This is a genomic window from Anaerotignum lactatifermentans DSM 14214 (genome assembly GCF_900142265.1).
Taxonomy (GTDB): Bacteria; Bacillota; Clostridia; order Lachnospirales; family Anaerotignaceae; genus Anaerotignum; species Anaerotignum lactatifermentans.
This window is the reverse complement of record NZ_FRAH01000005.1, coordinates 89368-109033: the sequence shown is the minus strand read 5'-3', so window position 1 is coordinate 109033 and position 19666 is coordinate 89368. Positions and strand designations below refer to the sequence as shown.

17 protein-coding genes, 2 rRNA genes, 1 pseudogene and 1 other annotated feature (1 of these 21 cut by a window edge) are annotated in these 19666 nt (G+C 43.8%); of the genes and pseudogenes, 18 read left to right on the top strand and 2 right to left on the bottom strand.

Features of this window, described 5'->3' with window-relative positions; genetic code table 11:
* From BUB35_RS02455 to BUB35_RS02440, 4 genes are all read left to right on the top strand, one after another.
* Nucleotides 1-241, top strand: a 23S ribosomal RNA gene (locus BUB35_RS02455); the annotation flags it as partial.
* A 175-nt stretch (nucleotides 242-416) separates the two neighbouring features.
* A 5S ribosomal RNA gene (gene rrf, locus BUB35_RS02450) occupies nucleotides 417-534 on the top strand.
* A gap of 122 nt (nucleotides 535-656) precedes the next feature.
* On the top strand, nucleotides 657-1088 hold the full coding sequence (locus BUB35_RS02445) for a YrvL family regulatory protein (protein ID WP_084730523.1): 432 nt from the start codon (nucleotides 657-659) through the stop codon (nucleotides 1086-1088).
* A 97-nt stretch (nucleotides 1089-1185) separates the two neighbouring features.
* Nucleotides 1186-3345, top strand: a complete 2160-nt coding sequence (locus BUB35_RS02440; RefSeq protein ID WP_072848742.1) for an ATP-dependent helicase — start codon at nucleotides 1186-1188, stop codon at nucleotides 3343-3345.
* Nucleotides 3346-3432: 87 nt separating this feature from the next.
* Here BUB35_RS02440 and BUB35_RS02435 read toward each other — a convergent pair whose 3' ends face one another.
* Nucleotides 3433-3621, bottom strand: a complete 189-nt coding sequence (locus BUB35_RS02435; protein WP_022253968.1) for a ribbon-helix-helix domain-containing protein — start codon at nucleotides 3619-3621, stop codon at nucleotides 3433-3435.
* Nucleotides 3622-3961: 340 nt separating this feature from the next.
* On the bottom strand, nucleotides 3962-4855 hold the full coding sequence (locus BUB35_RS02430) for a DegV family protein (protein ID WP_072848740.1): 894 nt from the start codon (nucleotides 4853-4855) through the stop codon (nucleotides 3962-3964).
* A 396-nt stretch (nucleotides 4856-5251) separates the two neighbouring features.
* On the opposite strand from BUB35_RS02430, the gene BUB35_RS02425 reads away from it, so the two are divergent.
* The 14 genes and pseudogenes from BUB35_RS02425 (at nucleotide 5252) to BUB35_RS02365 (ending at nucleotide 19492) form a co-directional block, all read left to right on the top strand.
* Nucleotides 5252-6334 carry a PIN/TRAM domain-containing protein gene (locus tag BUB35_RS02425; RefSeq protein ID WP_072848738.1) on the top strand — a complete coding sequence of 361 codons (1083 nt, stop codon included), beginning with the start codon at nucleotides 5252-5254 and terminating at the stop codon, nucleotides 6332-6334.
* 53 nt (nucleotides 6335-6387) lie between these two features.
* Nucleotides 6388-7068: pseudogene (ispD, locus tag BUB35_RS20330) on the top strand (2-C-methyl-D-erythritol 4-phosphate cytidylyltransferase); the annotation flags it as partial.
* A gap of 72 nt (nucleotides 7069-7140) precedes the next feature.
* Nucleotides 7141-7650 (top strand): ribonuclease HI, encoded by a 510-nt coding sequence (rnhA, locus tag BUB35_RS20325; protein ID WP_072848778.1) that lies wholly within the window; start codon nucleotides 7141-7143, stop codon nucleotides 7648-7650.
* 140 nt (nucleotides 7651-7790) lie between these two features.
* The gene (locus tag BUB35_RS02410) at nucleotides 7791-7991 is read left to right on the top strand and encodes a cold-shock protein (protein WP_022253973.1); all 201 of its coding nucleotides are present in this window, start codon (nucleotides 7791-7793) and stop codon (nucleotides 7989-7991) included.
* A gap of 220 nt (nucleotides 7992-8211) precedes the next feature.
* Nucleotides 8212-10041 carry a translational GTPase TypA gene (gene typA / locus BUB35_RS02405; protein ID WP_072848736.1) on the top strand — a complete coding sequence of 610 codons (1830 nt, stop codon included), beginning with the start codon at nucleotides 8212-8214 and terminating at the stop codon, nucleotides 10039-10041.
* Between the two features lie 29 nt (nucleotides 10042-10070).
* A complete protein-coding gene (locus tag BUB35_RS02400; protein ID WP_072848734.1) occupies nucleotides 10071-11702 on the top strand; it encodes a putative polysaccharide biosynthesis protein in 1632 nt (543 codons plus the stop codon).
* Nucleotides 11703-11841: 139 nt separating this feature from the next.
* Nucleotides 11842-13728, top strand: coding sequence for an excinuclease ABC subunit UvrC (gene uvrC, locus BUB35_RS02395; RefSeq protein ID WP_072848714.1), 1887 nt, complete (start codon nucleotides 11842-11844; stop codon nucleotides 13726-13728).
* A gap of 13 nt (nucleotides 13729-13741) precedes the next feature.
* Entirely contained in the window at nucleotides 13742-14674 is a 933-nt protein-coding gene (gene hprK / locus BUB35_RS18660) for an HPr(Ser) kinase/phosphatase (RefSeq protein ID WP_087989063.1), read from the top strand.
* Between the two features lie 3 nt (nucleotides 14675-14677).
* A complete protein-coding gene (gene murB, locus BUB35_RS18655) occupies nucleotides 14678-15589 on the top strand; it encodes a UDP-N-acetylmuramate dehydrogenase (protein WP_087989062.1) in 912 nt (303 codons plus the stop codon).
* A gap of 27 nt (nucleotides 15590-15616) precedes the next feature.
* Nucleotides 15617-16489, top strand: a complete 873-nt coding sequence (gene rapZ, locus BUB35_RS02385; protein WP_072848712.1) for an RNase adapter RapZ — start codon at nucleotides 15617-15619, stop codon at nucleotides 16487-16489.
* Between the two features lie 48 nt (nucleotides 16490-16537).
* Nucleotides 16538-17491 carry a DNA-binding protein WhiA gene (gene whiA, locus BUB35_RS02380; protein ID WP_072848776.1) on the top strand — a complete coding sequence of 318 codons (954 nt, stop codon included), beginning with the start codon at nucleotides 16538-16540 and terminating at the stop codon, nucleotides 17489-17491.
* Nucleotides 17488-17730, top strand: a complete 243-nt coding sequence (locus BUB35_RS02375; protein WP_072848709.1) for an HPr family phosphocarrier protein — start codon at nucleotides 17488-17490, stop codon at nucleotides 17728-17730. The genes whiA and BUB35_RS02375 overlap by 4 nt, the downstream gene beginning before the upstream one ends.
* A gap of 224 nt (nucleotides 17731-17954) precedes the next feature.
* Nucleotides 17955-18443, top strand: a complete 489-nt coding sequence (locus BUB35_RS02370; protein ID WP_084730522.1) for a QueT transporter family protein — start codon at nucleotides 17955-17957, stop codon at nucleotides 18441-18443.
* 104 nt (nucleotides 18444-18547) lie between these two features.
* On the top strand, nucleotides 18548-19492 hold the full coding sequence (locus BUB35_RS02365; protein ID WP_072848707.1) for a hypothetical protein: 945 nt from the start codon (nucleotides 18548-18550) through the stop codon (nucleotides 19490-19492).
* A gap of 57 nt (nucleotides 19493-19549) precedes the next feature.
* Nucleotides 19550-19666: a binding site (T-box leader), on the top strand (it continues 124 nt past the right edge of the window).

Below are 19666 nucleotides of genomic sequence, written 5' to 3'. Positions count from 1 at the left end.
TACGAGAGGACCGGGATGGACGTACCTCTGGTGTACCGGTTGCAGACCAACTGCACAGCCGGGTAGCTATGTATGGAACGGATAAACGCTGAAGGCATCTAAGCGTGAAGCCGCCCTCAAGATAAGATTTCCCATTCTTCGGAAGTAAGATCCCTTAAAGATAATGAGGTAGATAGGTTGGAGGTGTAAGCACGGTAACGTGTTCAGCTGACCAATACTAATAGATCGAGGGCTTGACCTAATAAAAAGATTTTATGAAATGAGGTTGTTTCTTTTCCTACGGAAAAGACCACTAACCTCACCTGATACAAATCATCTCTGACACCTACGGTGTTAGGTCGAAGATTTGTAAGCATCAGGTGACTCGTTAACGGATTGTATTCGGTTTTGAAGGTGTAGATCTTCAATAAAATATTTCCGGTGATGATGCGCTCAGGGGACACACCCGTTCCCATTCCGAACACGACGGTTAAGACCTGAGCGGTCGATGGTACTTGGTGGGAAGCTGCCTGGGAGAGTAGATGGTCGCCGGAATCCAGTAAAGGACTTCAAAGTGATTTGAAGTCCTTTTTTTATATTTTATTTGACGGAAAAATCCATTTGTGATAGAATTGTGCGCATCGACTCAATTTGTTAAAAAGAAAGAAGATGCGTTTATGAAGAAAATGAAATCCCTTTTGGGGTCTATGCTTGGATATGGTTTCCTTTTTGGAATTGTTTTGCTGATTGTATTTGTGTTAGCCTGTTTTGGCGGCGTGATCATGCACTTTTTCGGATTTTATTACGAATCCGTTTGGAAACTGATGCTCTTTTTTATCTTGTCTGGATTGGTTGGGCTGCCTTTGGAATTGCTCGCCAAAGGAGTACCCAAGGCACTTTTGGCATTTAACAAGATTTCTACTGGTTTTGCCAGAGGGATATTTTTCATTTTAGATGTGTTGTCGACAATGGTATCTATGATTTTGGTAGACTATTTTATGGAAAGTGTTTCTGCTACATTGCGGTCTGTGATTGTGATTGCGGTGATTATTGCGATTTTTTCTGTTAAAGATATTGGAAGAACTAAAAAAGAAAATACAGGGCTGTAAGAAGAGAATCTTACAGTTCTTTTTTTATGGTCAAAACATTGAAGAATTTATAGGCAGACTGTATACTAGAAGAAATCATTGGAAAGGGGAGACCAATATGGAGGACGTTTTACAGGGGCTCAATGTAGCACAATATGAGGCAGTTACCACAACGGAGGGAATGGTACGTGTCATAGCCGGAGCTGGTTCCGGGAAAACCCGTGCCTTATCTCGGCGTTTTGCCTATCTGGTCAATGATATTGGAATTTTGCCGGGGAATATCCTCTGTGTGACCTTTACCAATAAATCCGCCAATGAAATGCGTCAGAGAATCCATCTGCTGACAGGGGACAATGATACAGGATATATCAATACGTTCCATGGCTTCTGTGTTTCTGTATTGCAGGAGGACAGTTATGCGGTGCAATATCCCAAGAGTTTTCTGGTGCTGGACCATGCAGATATTGATGCTATGCTGAAAATCATTTATGAAGAACGCGGTTTGACCCTGCGCAATATGACGTTCAGTAAAGCCAGAGATATGATTGAGATGCGAAAGTTGACAAAGGAACCGTTGTATTATCTGGATTTGATTCAGATGTCTTTGGAAGAGTTGCAGGAAAAATATAGAACAGCTGTAGAAACCAATGATATTATTTTTTATGGCTATCTTTATCAGCAGAAAAAATGTTTTGGACTGGATTATGATGATCTGATTATTTTTACGCTTTATATCTTTGAACAGAATGAGGAAATACGAGAAAAATGGCAGAAACGGCTGGAATACATTATGATTGATGAGTTCCAGGATATTGACAAACTGCAATATCGTTTGATGGAAGTGCTTTGTGGGTATCATAAAAACTTATTTATTGTAGGAGATCCAGATCAGACCATTTATACATGGCGCGGCGCCGATGTGAAGTTTTTATTGGATTTTGACAAGCATTTTCCCAGTGTAAAAACCATTATGATGATGGAAAATTACCGTTCTACGCCGGAAATCCTTTCTGTGGCAAATTCGCTCATAGCTAAAAATAAAAACCGTATGCAGAAAGATTTACTGCCGACCCTTCCCGGCGGAAAGCCTGTCTTTTGTCATCATGGAAAAACAGCGGAAGAAGAAGCGGTGTGGATGGCGAAGAAAATAGAGGAATTGCATGAGGATGGCGTTCCTTACAGAGATATTACCATTTTATATCGTGCCCATTATCTGACGAGAACCGTTGAGGAGGTCTTTCTCAAGGAAAAAATTCCCTATACCATTTACAGCGGCATCCAGTTTTTTGGGCGGATGGAAATCAAAGATGCCCTTTCCTATCTGCGTATGCTGGCTTATAAGGATGATTTGTCCTTTGCAAGGGTTGCCAATGTCCCCAAACGGAATTTAGGGGAACGGCGTATGGCGTTTTTGCGGGAATATGCGGAGCAGAACCAATGCAGTTTATACGATGCTTTGCAGAAGAATCTGGATCATGAAATGATGAAAGGGACGAAGGCAGCGAGCTTTGTTTCTTTGATTGAAAACCTGGCATCCAATGCGGCGGAAAGACCTGTTTCAGAAGTTTTATCGGAGATTCTGGACTTAAGTGGATATGAAAAAATGCTGCGTACAGAAGGCAGTCAGGAGCGTTTGGACAACCTGGCAGAATTAAAGCAGTCTGTTTATGAATATGAAACCACTTGCGGAGAGGAAGCCACATTGGAGCATTATTTGACCCATGTGGCATTGTTTACTAACAACGATGTAGAAAGCGGAAAAGATCAGGTACGTATGATGACGGTGCATTCTGCAAAAGGTCTGGAGTTTCCCTATGTCTTTTTGTGTGGCATGAATGAAGGGATTTTCCCTTCCAGAAAAACAAACACAAAACAGGCAATGGAAGAAGAACGGCGTCTGGCTTTTGTAGCAGTTACCAGAGCAAAAAAGGGACTGTTCCTGTCAGAAGCAGAGGGACGGAACTTTGATGGTTCTATGCGGTATCCTTCCCGTTTTTTGTTGGATATTGACGAAAAATATCTGACCCATACGGAACCTCTGGCGAAAGATAGGTATGCTGAGGCACGTCGTTATATAGATGGAAAAGAGAAATACTTGGAGGAACAGGAAAAAGGTGCAAGTTTCATTTCAGGAGATCGGATACAACATCCTATTTTCGGAAAAGGGACGATACTAGAGGTGGATATGGAACGAGGGGCATATTTGATCCGTTTTGATAAGATGCAAACCTTCAGAAGCATTTCTATCCGGGCAAAATTGGAAAAAATTGACTTTTAGTGCATATATAATAGAAAAAATAGAAAATAATTTACTAAAATATTTCCTAATGAGATTTACGAAAACAAAAAGAGGCAGAGAAATATATTATTCCTCTACCTCTAATTTCGTTAAGGCATATTCGATACATAAAAGAATCAGTTCGTTTCTGGTGCGTCCAGTGTTGTTTGCTGCATGATCCAGTTTTTTCACGATTTCCATGGGAAGTCTTGCAGAAACAACGGATGTTTCGCCATAGTTCTTTTTCACTTTTACAACAAATTTTTCTTTTTCCATAAAATTCACCTCATATGTAAGCAATTCAAATTCTGTACTAATATTATATTACAATGGTAAACAGGTTTTGAAAATAGGTAAAAACTTAAGAAATTTTACGAAAAATAAGGAAAATTATTCTGATGTATTTTTTCGTAAACTTTGCAACTCTATACAAAATTACCGTATTTCCTAGCAAAACACTTTGTGTTTTTGGTGTATTTATACTGTGATCGAAAAAACAATTAAGAAAAATTAAAGATGCTGGGAATTGTGTAAAAAAAATCATCGATTCTTTCCTAGAAACATACAAAAAATCCCCCTTTTTCATAGAATCAAAAGGGGGATTTTGTTGTGCAATTTATAAAGAATAGCATTCATATCGTTTTGCAATACAAATACCTGTGGTGCCAGGACCTGTGTGAGAGGCGATGGTAGCGCCAATCTGAAGGGGGAATACCAGCTCCAATTGCGGCAGTTCTGCTTTGAGCAATGCTTCTGTAGGAGCAATTTCTTCCGTTTCATCTGTGGTACCAACCATGGCAATGTAATCAGCTGGATTTTCACCGGATTTCTGGAAATGCTCAGCTGTCAGTTTTACCAGTTCTGCAATGCCTTTTTTACGGCTGCGGGTAGCACCGCCCACGTGGATTTCTCCATCCCGCAATACGATGATAGGCTTGATTTTCAAAATATTACTGGATAATGCGGCAATTTTGCCGATTCTGCCGCCATGCTGCAAATGGGTAAGACCACCAATCATAAATATGATACGGGTATCTTTTTTTGCTTGTTCCAAATAGGAAACGACTTCTTCTAGGGATTTTCCCTCCTGCTGCATTCGTGCTGCTTCCATTAGAAGCAATGCCTGAGAGCCGGTGGCATTGTGACTGTCTACAATATGTATTTTGGCATTAGGAAATTCTTCCTCCAACATGAGCTTTGCCGTCAGTGCAGACTGCATGGAACCGCTGAGGGTATGGGTAATATGCAGGCTGAGGATGTCTTTTCCCGCTTCAAGTGCAGGTGTAAAAGCCTCCGCAAAGTCGTGGACAGAAGGCAGAGAAGTTTTCGGAAATCCTTTTTCCTCTATCAAATGGTGATAAAAATGGTCCAAAGTCAGTTCTTTTAATTCCTTTAAATATGTTTTTCCGTCAAAAGAGACATAGAAGGGGACAGTGGAAATTTGATAAGCGTTTTGTGCCTCGAGAGTCAAATCGCAGGCACCGTCACTAAAAATTTGAAATGAATGCATGAAGTCCGTCCTTTCCTTGTATGGATATCAATACTAGCTGTTATTACTATAGCAGAAGAAAACAGGAAGTGCAATAGACAATAACGGATAATCTAGTATAAAAAACTAGATTGATGGAAAACAGCGGAAAATCTGGGATTTTTCGTACAGCGATGTATTTTTTGTCGAGCGAGGAAAGATGATTCATATAATAATTTCATAAAAATACCAAGGGATACCTTGTCAAACCATAAAAAAGTTGATAAACTTTGATTACGGTAAAGCGATGATGAAAATTTCAAATGATGCCATAGGCAAAACGTGCGACAGAGGGAATTTTCTTTGAACGGATCAGGAACGTGCCCTCTGTATTTTTATCATAGGCTGCCGAATTTGGTGCAATAGGAGGTGAGAGAGATGAAACGACTGTTAAAAATCATTATCAGCTTGTTGGTTACGGCGGCAATGTTTGCCATTGTACACTTGGTGCTGCAGCTGAATGTTTTCCATTTCAGCAGCCCGAACCGTTTTGTGGCGTATTTGCCGGCAGGAGTGGCAATTTTATTCGGACTCATATTTTATTTTATTATCTCGTCGTCAGTGACAGATCTGCTGATGAAGCGTTTATCCCAGACAGAGGAAAAACTTTCCAGAATGAATGTAAAGGAACTGGTCTTTTCTGTTTTTGGCTGCCTGATCGGTTTGGTTATTGCCAATCTGATTGGTTTGGCATTCAGCGGCTTTGGTCCTATGGGCACATTCATTGTGGTTCTGCTGAATATCCTGCTTGGTGTGCTGGGGTTCCGCGTGGCAAGAAAGAAAAAAGATGAGGTCAACGTGACAAATCTGCAGCGTATTTTGATGCAGCAGAATCCCATGAAGCAGGAAAGTGAAATCTACGGCAGACCAAAGATTCTGGACACCAGTGTGATCATTGATGGCAGAATCATGGACTTGCTCCAGACTGGTTTTATTGAAGGAAAAATCATCATTCCTGATTTTGTGCTGGAAGAGCTGCGCCACATCGCTGACTCTGCTGATGGTCTGAAACGAAACAGAGGACGCAGGGGTCTGGATATTTTGAATGAAATTCAAAAACAGCTGATGGTTCCTGTAGAAATTCAGGAATTTACCACATCTCAGCCTATGGAAGTGGATTCCATGCTGCTGAAAATGGCAGAAAGTTTGGATGCTTTTGTAGTAACCAATGATTTTAACTTGAATAAAGTAGCGGAATTTCAGGGGGTTCGTGTCCTGAACATCAACGAATTGGCAAATGCCATCAAGCCTGTGGTGCTTCCAGGGGAAGAAATGCAGGTGACTATCATCAAAGCAGGCAAAGAACCTGGACAGGGTGTTGCGTATTTGAATGACGGTACTATGATCGTTGTAGATGGCGGCAATAAATTCATTGGGGAAACCAAGAATGTTATGGTGACCAGTGTATTGCAGACTGCCGCAGGCAGAATGATCTTTACAAAAATGGTAACAGCGGCTTAAAAAAGAGAAGGGAGGCGTAAGAAGATTTGCGCCTCCTGTTTTTTGGAAGGAGAATGACCATGGGGGAAAAACTTCGCTGCACAGCCATTATTATGGCAGCAGGAAAAGGAAAACGAATGCAGACAGCAGTCAGCAAGCAGTTTTTGCCCGTTTGCGGAAAAGAAATTCTGGCATGGACAGTGGATGTTTTTGAAAAAAGTCCGCTGGTAGATAACATCCTGCTGATGGCAAGTGCAGACGGTAAGGAAGATGTGCAGCATCTTTGGGATAACTACGGCTGGAAGAAAGTTGCCGCTGTATTGGAAGGCGGCAAGGAGCGGCAGAATTCTGTGGCAAATGGATTGGCAGCTGTGGGAGAAGATACGGATATTGTGCTGATTCATGACGGTGTGCGTCCTTTTGTCACAGAAGAAATGATTGCAGATAGTATTGCAGCGGCACAGGCATATGGCGGCGCTGTCATTGGTGTGCCTGCAAAAGATACCATTAAAGTTTGCTCTGCTGATGGTATGGCTGTGGAAACGCCGGACAGAAGCACATTGTGGCAGATTCAGACTCCCCAAACCTTTCAGCGGTCACTTATCGTCGATGCTTATGAGAAAGCGGAAAAAGATGGTTTTTTGGGAACAGACGATGCTTCTGTGGCAGAATTTGCGGGGCATCAGGTAAAGGTAGTTATGGGCAGCTATCGCAATATTAAAATCACTACCAAAGAAGATCTGGTCATTGCAGAAGCATTTTTGAAGGAGGAAAGTCTGAAGGAAAATAAGAAAGAACAGACTGCTCCAGCAGAAAAGGGAAATTCAGTGAAAAAGGAAAGTCACGAAAGAAAGGCAGAAAGCAAAGATCAGAAGAAAGTCGTGATTTATACAGATGGTGCTTGCTCTGGGAATCCAGGCGCAGGAGGATATGGCGTGGTACTTATTTATGGTGGTACCAAGAGAGAGCTATCGGAAGGGTATCGCCTGACGACCAATAACCGCATGGAGGTATTGGCGGTCATCAAAGGATTAGAAGCCTTGAAAGAACCCTGTCAGGTAACTCTTTACAGCGATTCCAAGTATGTGGTGGATGCTATCCAAAAGGGCTGGGTGACAAAATGGAAAGCCAATGGCTGGTACCGCAATAAGAAGGAAAGAGCTTCCAATGTGGATTTGTGGGAACGTTTGCTGGTGCAGCTGGAGCGCCATCAGGTCACATTCCAATGGGTGAAAGGTCATGCAGATAACCCCGGAAATGAGCGCTGTGACGAGCTGGCAAGAGGCGCTATCGCCGCAGGCAACCTGCTGGAAGACGAAAATTATCAAATGCCCTAAAATACTGGCTTTTCTTGTCGTACAATGTAATATAAATGAAAACTCTGAAGGGGAAATATAGATTGACACTCTTAGAAATATATGGTAGTATCGGGATGTAACAAATTTTTATTTTTTTTCCAAGTAGGAGGATTTCATCAATGAAAAAAGGTACAGTAAAATGGTTTAACGCAGAAAAAGGTTTCGGTTTTATTTCCGTTCCCGGCGAAGATGATGTATTCGTACATTTCTCCGCAATCCAGGCTGATGGTTACAAAACTCTGGAAGAAGGTCAGGAAGTAGAATTCGAAGTAGTACAGGGCGCAAAAGGCCCTCAGGCTGCAAACGTAGTAAAGGCTTAATCAATCTTATTTATAGTCCGTTGATGCAGTTTTGCATTGAGAAATATAATATAACATCGGTTAGTCACAAGAGCCCCGCGGTATGCCGCAGGGCTTTTTTGTGCGAAAAATCGCGGAAAATAGACATTTTTTTCCGTACATTGATTGCATCAAAACAACTGCTGTGATAGAATACTATGATGTACGTATGAAAAGTGAATGGAGATGGAGAAATTAACTTATGAAACAGAGAATTGAAAACATCAGAAATGTTGCGATTATTGCTCACGTAGACCATGGCAAAACCACACTGGTAGACCAGATGCTGCGCCAGAGCGGTATTTTCCGTTCCAATCAGGTGGTACAGGAACGTGTTATGGACAGCGGCGATATCGAAAGAGAACGCGGCATTACCATTTTGTCTAAGAATACTGCCGTTCATTACGGCGATACAAAAATCAATATCATCGATACACCGGGCCACGCGGACTTCGGCGGCGAAGTAGAACGTGTACTGAAAATGGTAGACGGTGTTGTACTGGTGGTAGACGCTTTTGAAGGTCCTATGCCCCAGACAAAATTTGTACTGCGCAAAGCATTGGAACTGAATCACCCCGTTGTGGTTTGTGTAAATAAAGTGGACAGACCGGAAGCGCGTCCCGCAGATGTTGTGGACGAAGTTCTGGAACTGTTTATGGAACTGGATGCAAATGACGACCAGCTGGATTCTCCTTTTGTTTTCGCATCTGCAAGAGGCGGTTATGCTTCTGAAGATCCCGAAGCAAGAGAAGGGGATATGAAACCCCTGTTTGAAGCAATCATCAACCATATTCCTGCTCCCGAAGGCGATGTAGAAGCGCCTCTGCAGGCTTTGATCTCCACCATCGACTACAGTGAATATGTAGGCAGAATCGGTGTTGGTAAAATCGAAAACGGTACCATCCATGTCAATGATGAAGTGGTGGTATTGAACATGCATAATACAGAAACACAGAAAAAGGTTCGTATCACAAAGCTGTATGAATTTGACGGTCTGCAGCGTGTGGAAGTGAAAGAAGCAAGTGTGGGCAGCATTGTTGCACTCAGCGGTATCGAAGATATTATGATCGGCGACACCATCTGCTCTCCTTTGAAACCGGAAGCGCTGCCTTTCGTAAAAATTTCCGAACCCACCATTTCCATGACATTCTCCGTAAATGACAGTCCATTTGCGGGGACAGAAGGAAAATTCGTCACATCCCGTCATCTGCGTGACAGACTGTATAAAGAACTGAATACAGACGTCAGCCTGCGTGTAGAAGATACAGATTCCATGGATGCGCTGAAAGTATCTGGTCGTGGGGAACTGCATCTGTCTATTCTGATTGAAACACTGCGCAGAGAAGGCTATGAATTCCAGGTTTCCAAACCTGAAGTTTTGTTCCAGGAAATCGACGGTAAAAAATGTGAACCTATGGAAGCCGTTACCATTGACGTACCTGAAGAATTTGTAGGTAATGTCATCGAAAAACTGGGCGGCAGAAAAGGCGAAATGACAAACATGTATCCTGCAAAAGGTGGATACACTCGTCTGGAATTTTCCATTCCTGCTCGTGGTCTTATTGGCTACCGCAGTGAATTTATGACAGATACAAAAGGTAATGGTATCCTGAATTCCGTATTTGATGGTTATGAACCTTATAAAGGTGAAATTCCTACTCGTTCTCAGGGTTCTCTGGTTGCTTTTGAAAGTGGCGAAGCTATCACTTATGGTCTGTATAACGCCCAGGAAAGAGGCGATCTGTTCATCGGCGCCGGCGTAAAAGTTTACGAAGGTATGATCGTCGGCAGAAACGCAAGAGCAGATGACATGGATATCAACGTATGTAAGAAAAAACAGCTGACAAATACACGTTCCTCTGGTTCCGATGAGGCGCTGCGTCTGACACCGCCTATCCAGATGTCTTTGGAACAGTGCATGGAATTCATCAGCGATGATGAATTGCTGGAAGTAACACCTGTGAGCCTGCGTATGCGGAAAAGAATCCTGGACTGCAACCAGCGCAGAAAATTCAGAATTCACGGGAAATAAACTTGTTGTAATGGGATAAGAGGTGCAATATGGCGGCAAGAACGAAAGGAAAAAGTTCATTTGTAAAACAGGCGGCGATTCTGGCATCGGCAGGGATGCTGGTGCGTTTCCTGGGCTTTGTCTATCGTCTGCCCCTGACCAATATGCTGGGGGACGAAGGAAACGGCATCTATGGTATGGGGTATTATATCTATACCTTTTTGCTGATTTTGTCCTCTGCGGGTCTGCCTGCAGCCATTTCCAAACTGGTTTCCGAGCGTTTGGCACTGCGGCAGTACCGCAATGCCCATCGGGTATTCCAGACCTCTTTGATTGTTTCTGCTTCTCTTGGCACGATCTTTGCCATTTTGATGGCGCTGACAGCTAGACAGACAGCGGCATTGGTAAAAACACCAGACAGTTATTACTGTATTTTGTCCCTCTGTCCGACGCTGATTATCGTTGCCATCATGTCTGTTTACCGTGGTTATTTCCAAGGTATGAATACCATGGTGCCCACAGCCATTTCTCAGATTGTGGAACAGATTTTTAACGCCTTTTTCAGCGTATATCTGGCATATATCTTCTTAGGTATGTTTATTCCAGAAGGTGAAACGGAAAATATCGCATTGGGTGCAGCCGGCGGTACCATGGGTACCGGTATTGGCGCATTGGCAGGTCTGGTCATCGTGTTCATCAGCTATATGATGATTCGTCCTTATCTGCTGCGCCGAGCGAAAATCTGTCGTCAGCCTTATGAAGAAACCAGAACAGAACTGGTAAAACGGCTGATGGGTACAGCTTGGCCTATCATCGTTGGTACCGCTGTATTCAGTATGACCAACCTCATCGACATTGGTATGGTTATGCGGATTTTGACAGCTTCCGGTTACTCCGAAACAGAAGCCACCGTTTTATATGGTCAGCTTTCCGGGAAATATGTAACACTGACAACACTGCCTGTTGCCATTTCCTCATCCATTGCAACTGCGGTACTGCCCAGCATTGCGGCATCTAATCGTTTGGGTGAGCGGAAACAGGTGAACCGGAAAATGAATCTGACTATGCGTATTTCCATGATCATTTCTGTGCCTGCGGCAGTGGGTATCGGTGTGTTGGGACCTCAGATCATTGCCATGCTGTTCCCGAAGGCTTCCGATGGCGGCGTTTTGCTGACAGTTGGTGCGATTTCTATTATTTTCCTGGCTTTGTGCCAGACAGCAACCGGGATTTTGCAGGGTATTGGACACATCCGAATACCTGTAGTAGGTGCACTGTTGGGCGCAGTGATGAAAGTAATCCTCAACGCAATTTTAATCCCCATTCCTGCGTTGAATATCATCGGCGCCGTACTGTCCACTACAGGCTGTTATCTGGTGGCATCTACCTTTGATGTTTATATGCTGTCACGGATTACGAAAGTACGTTTTGACTTCAAACGTATTTTGTTAAAACCTATCCTTGGCTCTATTGTCATGGGTATTGCCGCATTGGGTGTATACTTCGGTCTGTATCACTTTGTACCTAGCAATACCCTTTGCACATTGGTTGCCATTGTATTGGCAATCGTGGTTTATGGCTTGATTATGCTGATTATTGGCGGTATTCAGGAAGAAGATTTGCAGTCCATTCCTATGGGCGGCAGACTGATTCGTCTGAGCAAAAAATTGCATTTGATGTAAACAATGGCTCTTTTGCCGTAAGGCAAAAGGGCTTTTTTGTATATGGGTTTTGTGCTATAATAAAAGTAATTGTTTTTGTCAGAAAAAACGAAAGAAAGAAAAATATCAAGAAAAAATTTACGAAAAAAGAGGTGAGAATATGTTCGATATTGCAGAGGAATTGAAAAAACTTCCACAGAAACCTGGTGTATACCTGATGAAAAACGAAGCCGGAGAGATTATCTATGTGGGAAAAGCCATCAATCTGCGGAACCGCGTGCGGCAGTATTTCCAAAGCAGCCGGAATCATACGGCAAAGACCCGTACCATGGTGCCTCATATCAAAGAATTCGAATATATTGTCACCGATTCAGAAATGGAGGCTTTGATTCTGGAGTGTACCCTCATCAAAAAGCATAGCCCCCATTATAATATTATGCTGAAGGATGATAAGACCTATCCTTATATCAAAGTGACGGTACAGGAGGATTTTCCGAGGATTTTTGCCACACGCAGACGGGAAAAGGATAAAGCGAAATACTATGGACCCTTTACGGATGTACTGGCAATGAAAGAAACTGTGGAAACCCTCCATAAACTCTTTCCCATTCGCAAATGCAAAAAGGTCTTTCCCAGAGATATTGGGAAGGAGCGTCCTTGTCTGAATTACCATATTGGTCAATGTTTGGCACCATGCAGTGGAAATGTGACCAAAGAGGAATATGGCGCTTATGTAAAAGATGCCATGGATTTTCTGGAAGGCAGACATGATGATATCCGCAAGCGTATGGAAGCGAAAATGATGGAAGCGGCAGAAAAAATGGAGTTTGAAAAAGCCGCAGCCCTCCGGGATAAGATTATGGCTATCCAAAGTGTGGCGCAGAAACAGAAAATGGCGAATATGTCCTTGCAGGAAGCAGATGTCATTGCCTTTGTACGGGCATTTTCGCAGTGTCTGGTACAGGTGTTTTTCATTCGGGATGGTCAAATGACTGGCAGAGAAAACTTCAATTTGTCCGCACCGGAAGAACAGAGCCGCAGTGAAGTTATGACGGCTTTTGTGGAGCAGTTTTACAGCGGTACCGCTCATATTCCCAAAGAAATCATATTACAGGAGCCTTTGACGCCAGAAGAAGCCCCCCTTTTGGAAGCTTATCTGGCAGAACGCAGAGGCAGTAAAGTTACCATTACCGTGCCTATCAAAGGGGAAAAACAGAAGCTGGTGGAACTGGCTTACAAAAATGCCAATATCGTCTTTGAACAGTTTGGTGAGAAAATGAAACGGGAAGAACAGCGCACCAAAGGTGCAATGGAAGAAATCCGCCAGGCGCTTGGTCTGCCCCAGATGCTCCATCGTGTGGAAGCATATGATATTTCTAATACACAGGGATTTGCTTCCGTTGGCTCTATGGTTGTTTTTGAGGATGGCAAAGCAAAATACAGCGATTATCGCAAGTTTAAGATTAAAACGGTGGTAGGTCCTAATGACTTTGCATCCATGCAGGAGGTCATTACTCGTCGTCTGAACCATGCCATCAGAGAAAAGTCAGAGGGCAAAAGCAGCAGTTTCACCCGTTTACCGGATTTGATCCTCATGGACGGCGGCAGAACACAAGTCCATGCAGCAGAGGAAATTTTAGCAGAATTTGGTATGGAAATCCCTGTTTGTGGTATGGTAAAGGATGACAAACACCGTACCAGAGGGCTGTTTTTTCAGGAAAAAGAAATTTCCATGCCCCTCACATCAGAAGGATTTCGTTTGGTGACAAGAATTCAGGATGAAGTCCATCGCTTTGCCATCGCCTATCATCGCAAACTGCACCAGCAGCAGTCTTTGCATTCTGCATTGGATGAAATCAAAGGCATTGGTCAGGTAAGAAGAAAAGCTTTGATGCGTCACTTTGGCTCTGTGGAAAAAATCGCAGAGGCGGAAGTGGCAGATTTGCTGGAAGTGGAAGAAATGACTATCCCTGCGGCGGAAGCGGTTTACGCTTTCTTCCGTGGAATCGACATAGAGAAAGAAAAATCGGCGGTTCAGTCAGAGTGAAAGGAGTGCGGATATGTATTCGGCATCAATCAAGAAATTTTTGGAACATTTTAATTTGGAAAATATCCTGCCGGAAATCAATTTGGATGGCAGAGTCATCAATCGTAAAGAAGTCAATCGTCCTGCTCTGCAGCTGACAGGATTTTATGAACGGTTTGATAATGACCGGGTGCAGATCATCGGTCGGGTAGAACACAGTTATCTGCTGACCCTTGACCCGGAACAGCGCAGACAGGCCATTTGCCATCTGTTTGAATATCACATTCCCTGCCTGATTATCTGCAAGAATCTGGAAGTCTTTCCGGAAATGCTGTACTATGGCAGAAAATACGGAATTCCCATTTTCCGCAGCAAAGACACCACAACCAATTTTGTGGCAGAACTGATTGCGTGGCTCCATAATGAGTTGGCAGAGCGGGAAACCATCCATGGTGTGCTGCTGGATATTTACGGGGAAGGGGTTCTGATTACTGGCGACAGCGGTATCGGCAAAAGTGAAACAGCCCTGGAGCTTATTAAACGTGGTCACCGTTTGATTGCCGATGATGCGGTGGAAATCAAAAAGATTGCTGATCGGACACTGGTAGGTACCTGTCCAGAATTGATTCGTTATCTCATTGAACTGAGAGGTATCGGCATCATCAACGTAAAAGAACTCTTTGGTGTCGGTGCAGTAAAACTGAAAAAGACCATTGACCTTGTGATCCGTTTGGAAATGTGGGACGGTACACCGGGGACTTATGACCGCATTGGTCTGGACGAGGAATACATTGACATTTTGGGGAATAAAGTGCTTTGTAACACCATTCCCATTCGTCCCGGCAGAAATGTCGCTGTCATTTGTGAATCGGCAGCCATCACCAACCGTCAGAAGAAGATGGGAACCAACACTGCCAAGGAACTGGAACAGCGGATTTTGGCAAGTATGCAAAAATCGGAGGAATAAACCATGATGGAAGAATTGAAGAAAAAGCTGTTGGATTTATTGGGAGAAGAAGGTTTTCGCACAGAGGAATCCATGGCGAAACATACGACCTTCAGAACTGGCGGTCCGGCAGATTTGTTTTTGATGCCCCAGAATCGTACAGAACTAAAAGAAAGCATTGCGCTGCTACGGGAACACAATGTGCCTTATATGGTCATTGGTAATGGCAGCAATCTGCTGATAGGTGACGGCGGCATCCGCGGTGCAGTCATCCAGCTTTATCAGCGGATGCAGCATATTTCCGTAGATGGTACAGAAATGACATTGGACTGCGGTGCATTGCTGTCAGCGGCGGCGGCACAGGCGGCAGACGCTTCTCTGGAAGGATTGGCATTTGCTTCCGGCATTCCCGGTACTTTCGGCGGTGCTGTCGTTATGAACGCAGGCGCTTACGGCGGAGAAATGAAGGACGTGCTTCTTTCCGCAGATGTGCTGACAGAAGATTTGGAAGTAAAAACAATCCCTGTGGAAGAACTGGATTTGTCTTATCGTCACAGCATTGTACCAGAAAAAGGATACATCGTGCTGGGCGGTAAATTGCAGCTGAAAAAAGGAAATGAACAGGAAATCCGGGAGCGGATGGCAGAACTGGCACAGCAGCGTCGGGAAAAACAGCCCTTGCAGTATCCCAGCGCAGGCAGTACCTTCAAACGCCCCGAAGGATATTTTGCAGGAAAACTCATCAGTGATGCAGGATTGAAAGGCAAAACCATCGGCGGTGCGCAGGTTTCTGAAAAACATGCCGGTTTTATTGTCAATATCGGTGGTGCCACCACAAAAGATATTCTGGATTTGATTGCTTTCTGCCAGAAAACAGTGCAGGAACAGTTTGGCGTAACACTGGAAACAGAAGTGAAGATTGTTGGGGAACGGTAAGAGATACGAAAGAGAGGTGTATCTTGTATGCGGTTTGTAATTGTAACAGGTATGTCGGGGGCAGGGAAAACCTCCGCACTGAAATTTTTGGAAGATATCAACTATTTTTGCGTAGATAACATGCCTCCTGCACTTTTGCCGAAGTTTGCGGAGCTTTGTTATGAACAGGACGGCGGTTTTGAGAGGGTTGCCATTGGGATTGATATCCGCGGCGGCAAGTTGTTCTATGACCTGTTTTCTGTGCTGTTTGAGATGCAGGAAAATGGTTATGATTATGAAATTCTGTTTTTGGATGCATCGGACAGCGTACTCATCAAGCGGTATAAGGAAACCAGAAGAAGTCATCCTTTGTCCAGAAGAGGTTCTATTGAAGAAGGTATTTCCAAAGAACGGGAAATGCTGCGGGAAGTGAAGGCGAAGGCAACTTATATCATCGATACCAGCAATGTTTTGACGAGAGAACTGAAAGAACAGATCAACCGTATTTTCCAGGATAATGAGAAATTTGAAAGCCTTGTGATTACCGTTTGTTCTTTTGGCTTCAAATATGGTATTCCTGCGGACAGCGATCTGGTATTTGATGTGCGGTTCCTGCCAAATCCTTACTACATCCCGGAATTGAAGGAGTTGTCTGGCAATGACAGCCCTGTCAGCGACTATGTCATGAGCTTTGCGGAAAGCCGCGAATTTCTGGACAAGCTGGTGGATATGCTGGAATTTCTGATCCCCCATTATATCAAAGAAGGTAAGAACAGTCTGGTTATCAGCATCGGCTGTACCGGCGGCAAACATCGTTCTGTAACACTGGCAAATGCCCTTTTCACAGCGTTGTGCCAGAAGGAACACACGGTGCTCCTGAAGCATAACGACGTGGAAAAAGACGCAAAGAGAAAAGGTTAAATCAAGAAGAGTGAATGTGGAGAGAAAACCATGACGGAAACTACAAATTTGTCATTTTCCTATAAGGTAAAAGAGGAGTTGTCCGCACATTTTGGGAATGCCCGCCATTGCCAAATTGCGGAATTGTCTGCCATTGTAAATATATGTGGAGGGATTGCCAGTTTTGGCAAAACTTTTTGTTTAAAAATACAAACAGAGAATTTTCTCGTCGCGAAAAAGTGCTTTACATTATTACAAAATACTTTTAATATTAGAGTTGATATATCTGTACGTTCGGGCGGTAAAAGACGACGGATTTATCTGCTCCTGATTCGCAATGCTTTCGATGCGGCACGTGTGCTTATGGCAACGGGCATTTTACATAAGGACAGAGAACAGACAGTGACTTTTGATCGGATTTATCCGCCTGTGACAGCAGCAGTCTGTTGCCGACGGGCATACCTGCGCGGTGCGTTTCTTGCATCAGGTTCCGTGAATAATCCTGAAAAGAATTATCATCTGGAATTTGTTGTAAACAGTCTGCTTCTTGCAGCTGATCTGCAGGAAATGGTCAATTCATTCGGTTTGGAAGCCAAGACCGTTACGCGTAAGGATCATGAAGTGATATATCTGAAAGAAGGCGAACAGATTGTTGACCTTTTGAATGTGATGGAAGCGCATCTGGCACTGATGGAACTGGAAAATGTCCGCATCGTGAAGGAAATGCGCAATGATATCAATCGTAAAGTAAACTGCGAAACAGCCAACTTGAATAAAGTTGTAGGAGCCGCAGTAAAGCAGCTGGAGGACATTATGTTCATTCAGAGTACCATGGGGCTGCAAAAATTACCGCCGCAGCTGGCAGAACTGGCAGAGGCGCGTTTGCAATATCCAGAGAAAAGTCTGAAAGAACTGGGAAGTTGTTTGTCGGAGCCGTTAGGAAAATCCGGCGTAAATCACCGGCTGCGTAAGATCAGCGCCATCGCAGAAACTTTGAGAGAGGGTAAAGGTGAAGGAAAATGACAGAAAAGACAGTTATCATCAAATCAGCACTGGATGCAAGACAAGTAGCTTTCTTCGTACAGACAGCAGGTAAATTTCAGAGCGATATCAAAATTGCCATTGACAACAAAAAAGTAAGTGCAAAAAGCATTATGGGCATCATTGCTCTGGAAATGGCAGAAGGTCAGCGCGCAAATATCCTGGCAGAAGGCAGTGACGAAGAAGCAGCTGTAAACGAATTGGCAGCAGCATTATCTTAATTCGGAATTATTTCATTATTATTGATTCTACAAAAGAGCATTTGAGAACTTATAGAAAGCAGCACTTGTGGAATACACAGGTGCTGCGTTTTTATTGCAATCCTGCGGGATTTCGTGTATAATATATAAGCTGCTTTGGCAGAGAAAAACATAGTGTGATGAGATGTTCCTTGCGAAGGACGAAAGTCCCACCATCTCAAAAATAAAAAACAGGGGGTTTTTTTATGCAAAAAAATGGAAGTAAAACAAGAATGTTGGCATATACGGCGCTGGTAGCGGCAGTGTATGCGGTGTTGACAGTAGGGGTTGCGCCCTTAAGCTACGGTATGATTCAGATTCGTTTTTCCGAAATACTGGTGCTGTTGGCTTTTGTGGACAAACGGTATGCACCTGGCTTGATTTTGGGCTGTTTCATTGCAAACTGCTTCAGCCCGCTGGGCATGGTGGATGCAGTCTTCGGTACTTGTTGTACCGCAGCAGCGCTCTATGGTATCACCCATTTCAGCAAAAACTTGTTTATTGCAAGCCTTTGGCCTGTATTCTGCAACGCTTTTCTGGGCGTGGAATACTATCTGCTGCAAAACGCACCGCTGTTCTTGACAGCAGGCACCATTGCGCTGGGTGAATTTCTGGCAGTATCCTGTGTGGGATATGTGATCTTCCGTCAGGTTATGAAAAATGGACACTTGGTCAGCCAACTGAAAATTGGATAAAAAGAAAAGGGATAGACCTGAAAGAGGTGTATCCCTTTTTTCATGGAAATAGAATGGTCTTTTTTTACCTCCTTCTGGCATAAGGTGAAGGGGGAGGGATGGATATGAAACGAAAAAAACTGGTGTTGGCAGTTTCTGCCGCGGTACTTTTGGGCGGATATACCGTAGGTATTTTTGGACAGACAGAAGGGGATTTGACCCAGAAACAGATAGATAATCCCAATACATTGGAAAATAAAGAAGAAATTGCCAGAAGCGTGCTGGAATCCACAGGGCGCAGCAGACAGTATGACTTGCGGGATCTGGGAGATGTAACGGTGTATCTGGGTAGTGATGTGACGGGAAATCCACAGGATGCCATCGTTACCGTAAGTTTTGGTCCAAAAAACACTGTTGTGGCCGCATATACTGCGGATGGAAATGTTTATGAGTATACAGGCGATTTGGGGGATTTTTACGGTGTGCAGAATATCCGCTTTGTCCCTGTGCCGGAACTGAAAAAAGAGATTGTCATTGTACGGGAACAGGTGAACCAGTCCTTGGGGTCTTTTGAACAGTCGGATATTCTTCGAGGCTATGTTTTCGATGGGAAAGAGTATCAGGATGTGCTGAATACACCCCAGAAAATCGAATCCAGCTGGAATAACCTGTGGAACAAAGGGGAGTTGCAGGAGCCAAGTCTGTGGCGGCGTGTGACGGAAGAAACAGAAAGCAAATGGACGGGCGGAGAGGAACCGTCCCTTACCATCACCCGTTACCAGAGTTATCTGGAATCTGATGACAAAGGAGAAGGGGAAGTGCCGGCAGATGATACGTTCCAAGAAAAAGACAGCCGCGTCGTGGTAGAACGCTTTTTCTGGTCAGATGAATGGAACCGTTTTATTTTGGATGAAGCAGTGGAAGTAGCCACAGGTCAGCCTGTAGCCATTATTGAAAATTTAGCGTCTTCACCTTATTTGCTGGCAGATTTGCCGGATTTCAAGGATTACCGCATTGTGCGAAAAGATGGAACAACGGCTTATGTGGATGCGGAGGAGCTGAAATTTTAATCTGGAAAAGGTATTGACAAATAGGGTTGGAGTGTTATAATAACACTATCGAAAAAAGGAAAACCTGTGATTAAGAGGAGTAGTTTTACAGACTGCACTTTCAGAGAGTCGTGGATGGTGGGAAAACGACAGTCAGCGTAAAATGAATGGACTTATGAGGGCGGACGAAAGCGC

Bases quoted from the DNA above. Each gene is read 5' to 3' on its own strand.
- BUB35_RS02365 (WP_072848707.1), top strand. From the start codon at position 18,548: ATGAAACGAAAAAAACTGGTGTTGGCAGTTTCTGCCGCGGTACTTTTG.
- BUB35_RS02430 (WP_072848740.1), bottom strand. From the start codon at position 4,855: ATGCATTCATTTCAAATTTTTAGTGACGGTGCCTGCGATTTGACTCTC.
- BUB35_RS02445 (WP_084730523.1), top strand. From the start codon at position 657: ATGAAGAAAATGAAATCCCTTTTGGGGTCTATGCTTGGATATGGTTTC.
- BUB35_RS02370 (WP_084730522.1), top strand. From the start codon at position 17,955: ATGCAAAAAAATGGAAGTAAAACAAGAATGTTGGCATATACGGCGCTG.
- BUB35_RS02410 (WP_022253973.1), top strand. From the start codon at position 7,791: ATGAAAAAAGGTACAGTAAAATGGTTTAACGCAGAAAAAGGTTTCGGT.
- hprK (WP_087989063.1), top strand. From the start codon at position 13,742: ATGTATTCGGCATCAATCAAGAAATTTTTGGAACATTTTAATTTGGAA.
- murB (WP_087989062.1), top strand. From the start codon at position 14,678: ATGATGGAAGAATTGAAGAAAAAGCTGTTGGATTTATTGGGAGAAGAA.
- uvrC (WP_072848714.1), top strand. From the start codon at position 11,842: ATGTTCGATATTGCAGAGGAATTGAAAAAACTTCCACAGAAACCTGGT.
- BUB35_RS02400 (WP_072848734.1), top strand. From the start codon at position 10,071: ATGGCGGCAAGAACGAAAGGAAAAAGTTCATTTGTAAAACAGGCGGCG.
- BUB35_RS02375 (WP_072848709.1), top strand. From the start codon at position 17,488: ATGACAGAAAAGACAGTTATCATCAAATCAGCACTGGATGCAAGACAA.
- rapZ (WP_072848712.1), top strand. From the start codon at position 15,617: ATGCGGTTTGTAATTGTAACAGGTATGTCGGGGGCAGGGAAAACCTCC.
- typA (WP_072848736.1), top strand. From the start codon at position 8,212: ATGAAACAGAGAATTGAAAACATCAGAAATGTTGCGATTATTGCTCAC.
- BUB35_RS02435 (WP_022253968.1), bottom strand. From the start codon at position 3,621: ATGGAAAAAGAAAAATTTGTTGTAAAAGTGAAAAAGAACTATGGCGAA.
- BUB35_RS02425 (WP_072848738.1), top strand. From the start codon at position 5,252: ATGAAACGACTGTTAAAAATCATTATCAGCTTGTTGGTTACGGCGGCA.
- BUB35_RS02440 (WP_072848742.1), top strand. From the start codon at position 1,186: ATGGAGGACGTTTTACAGGGGCTCAATGTAGCACAATATGAGGCAGTT.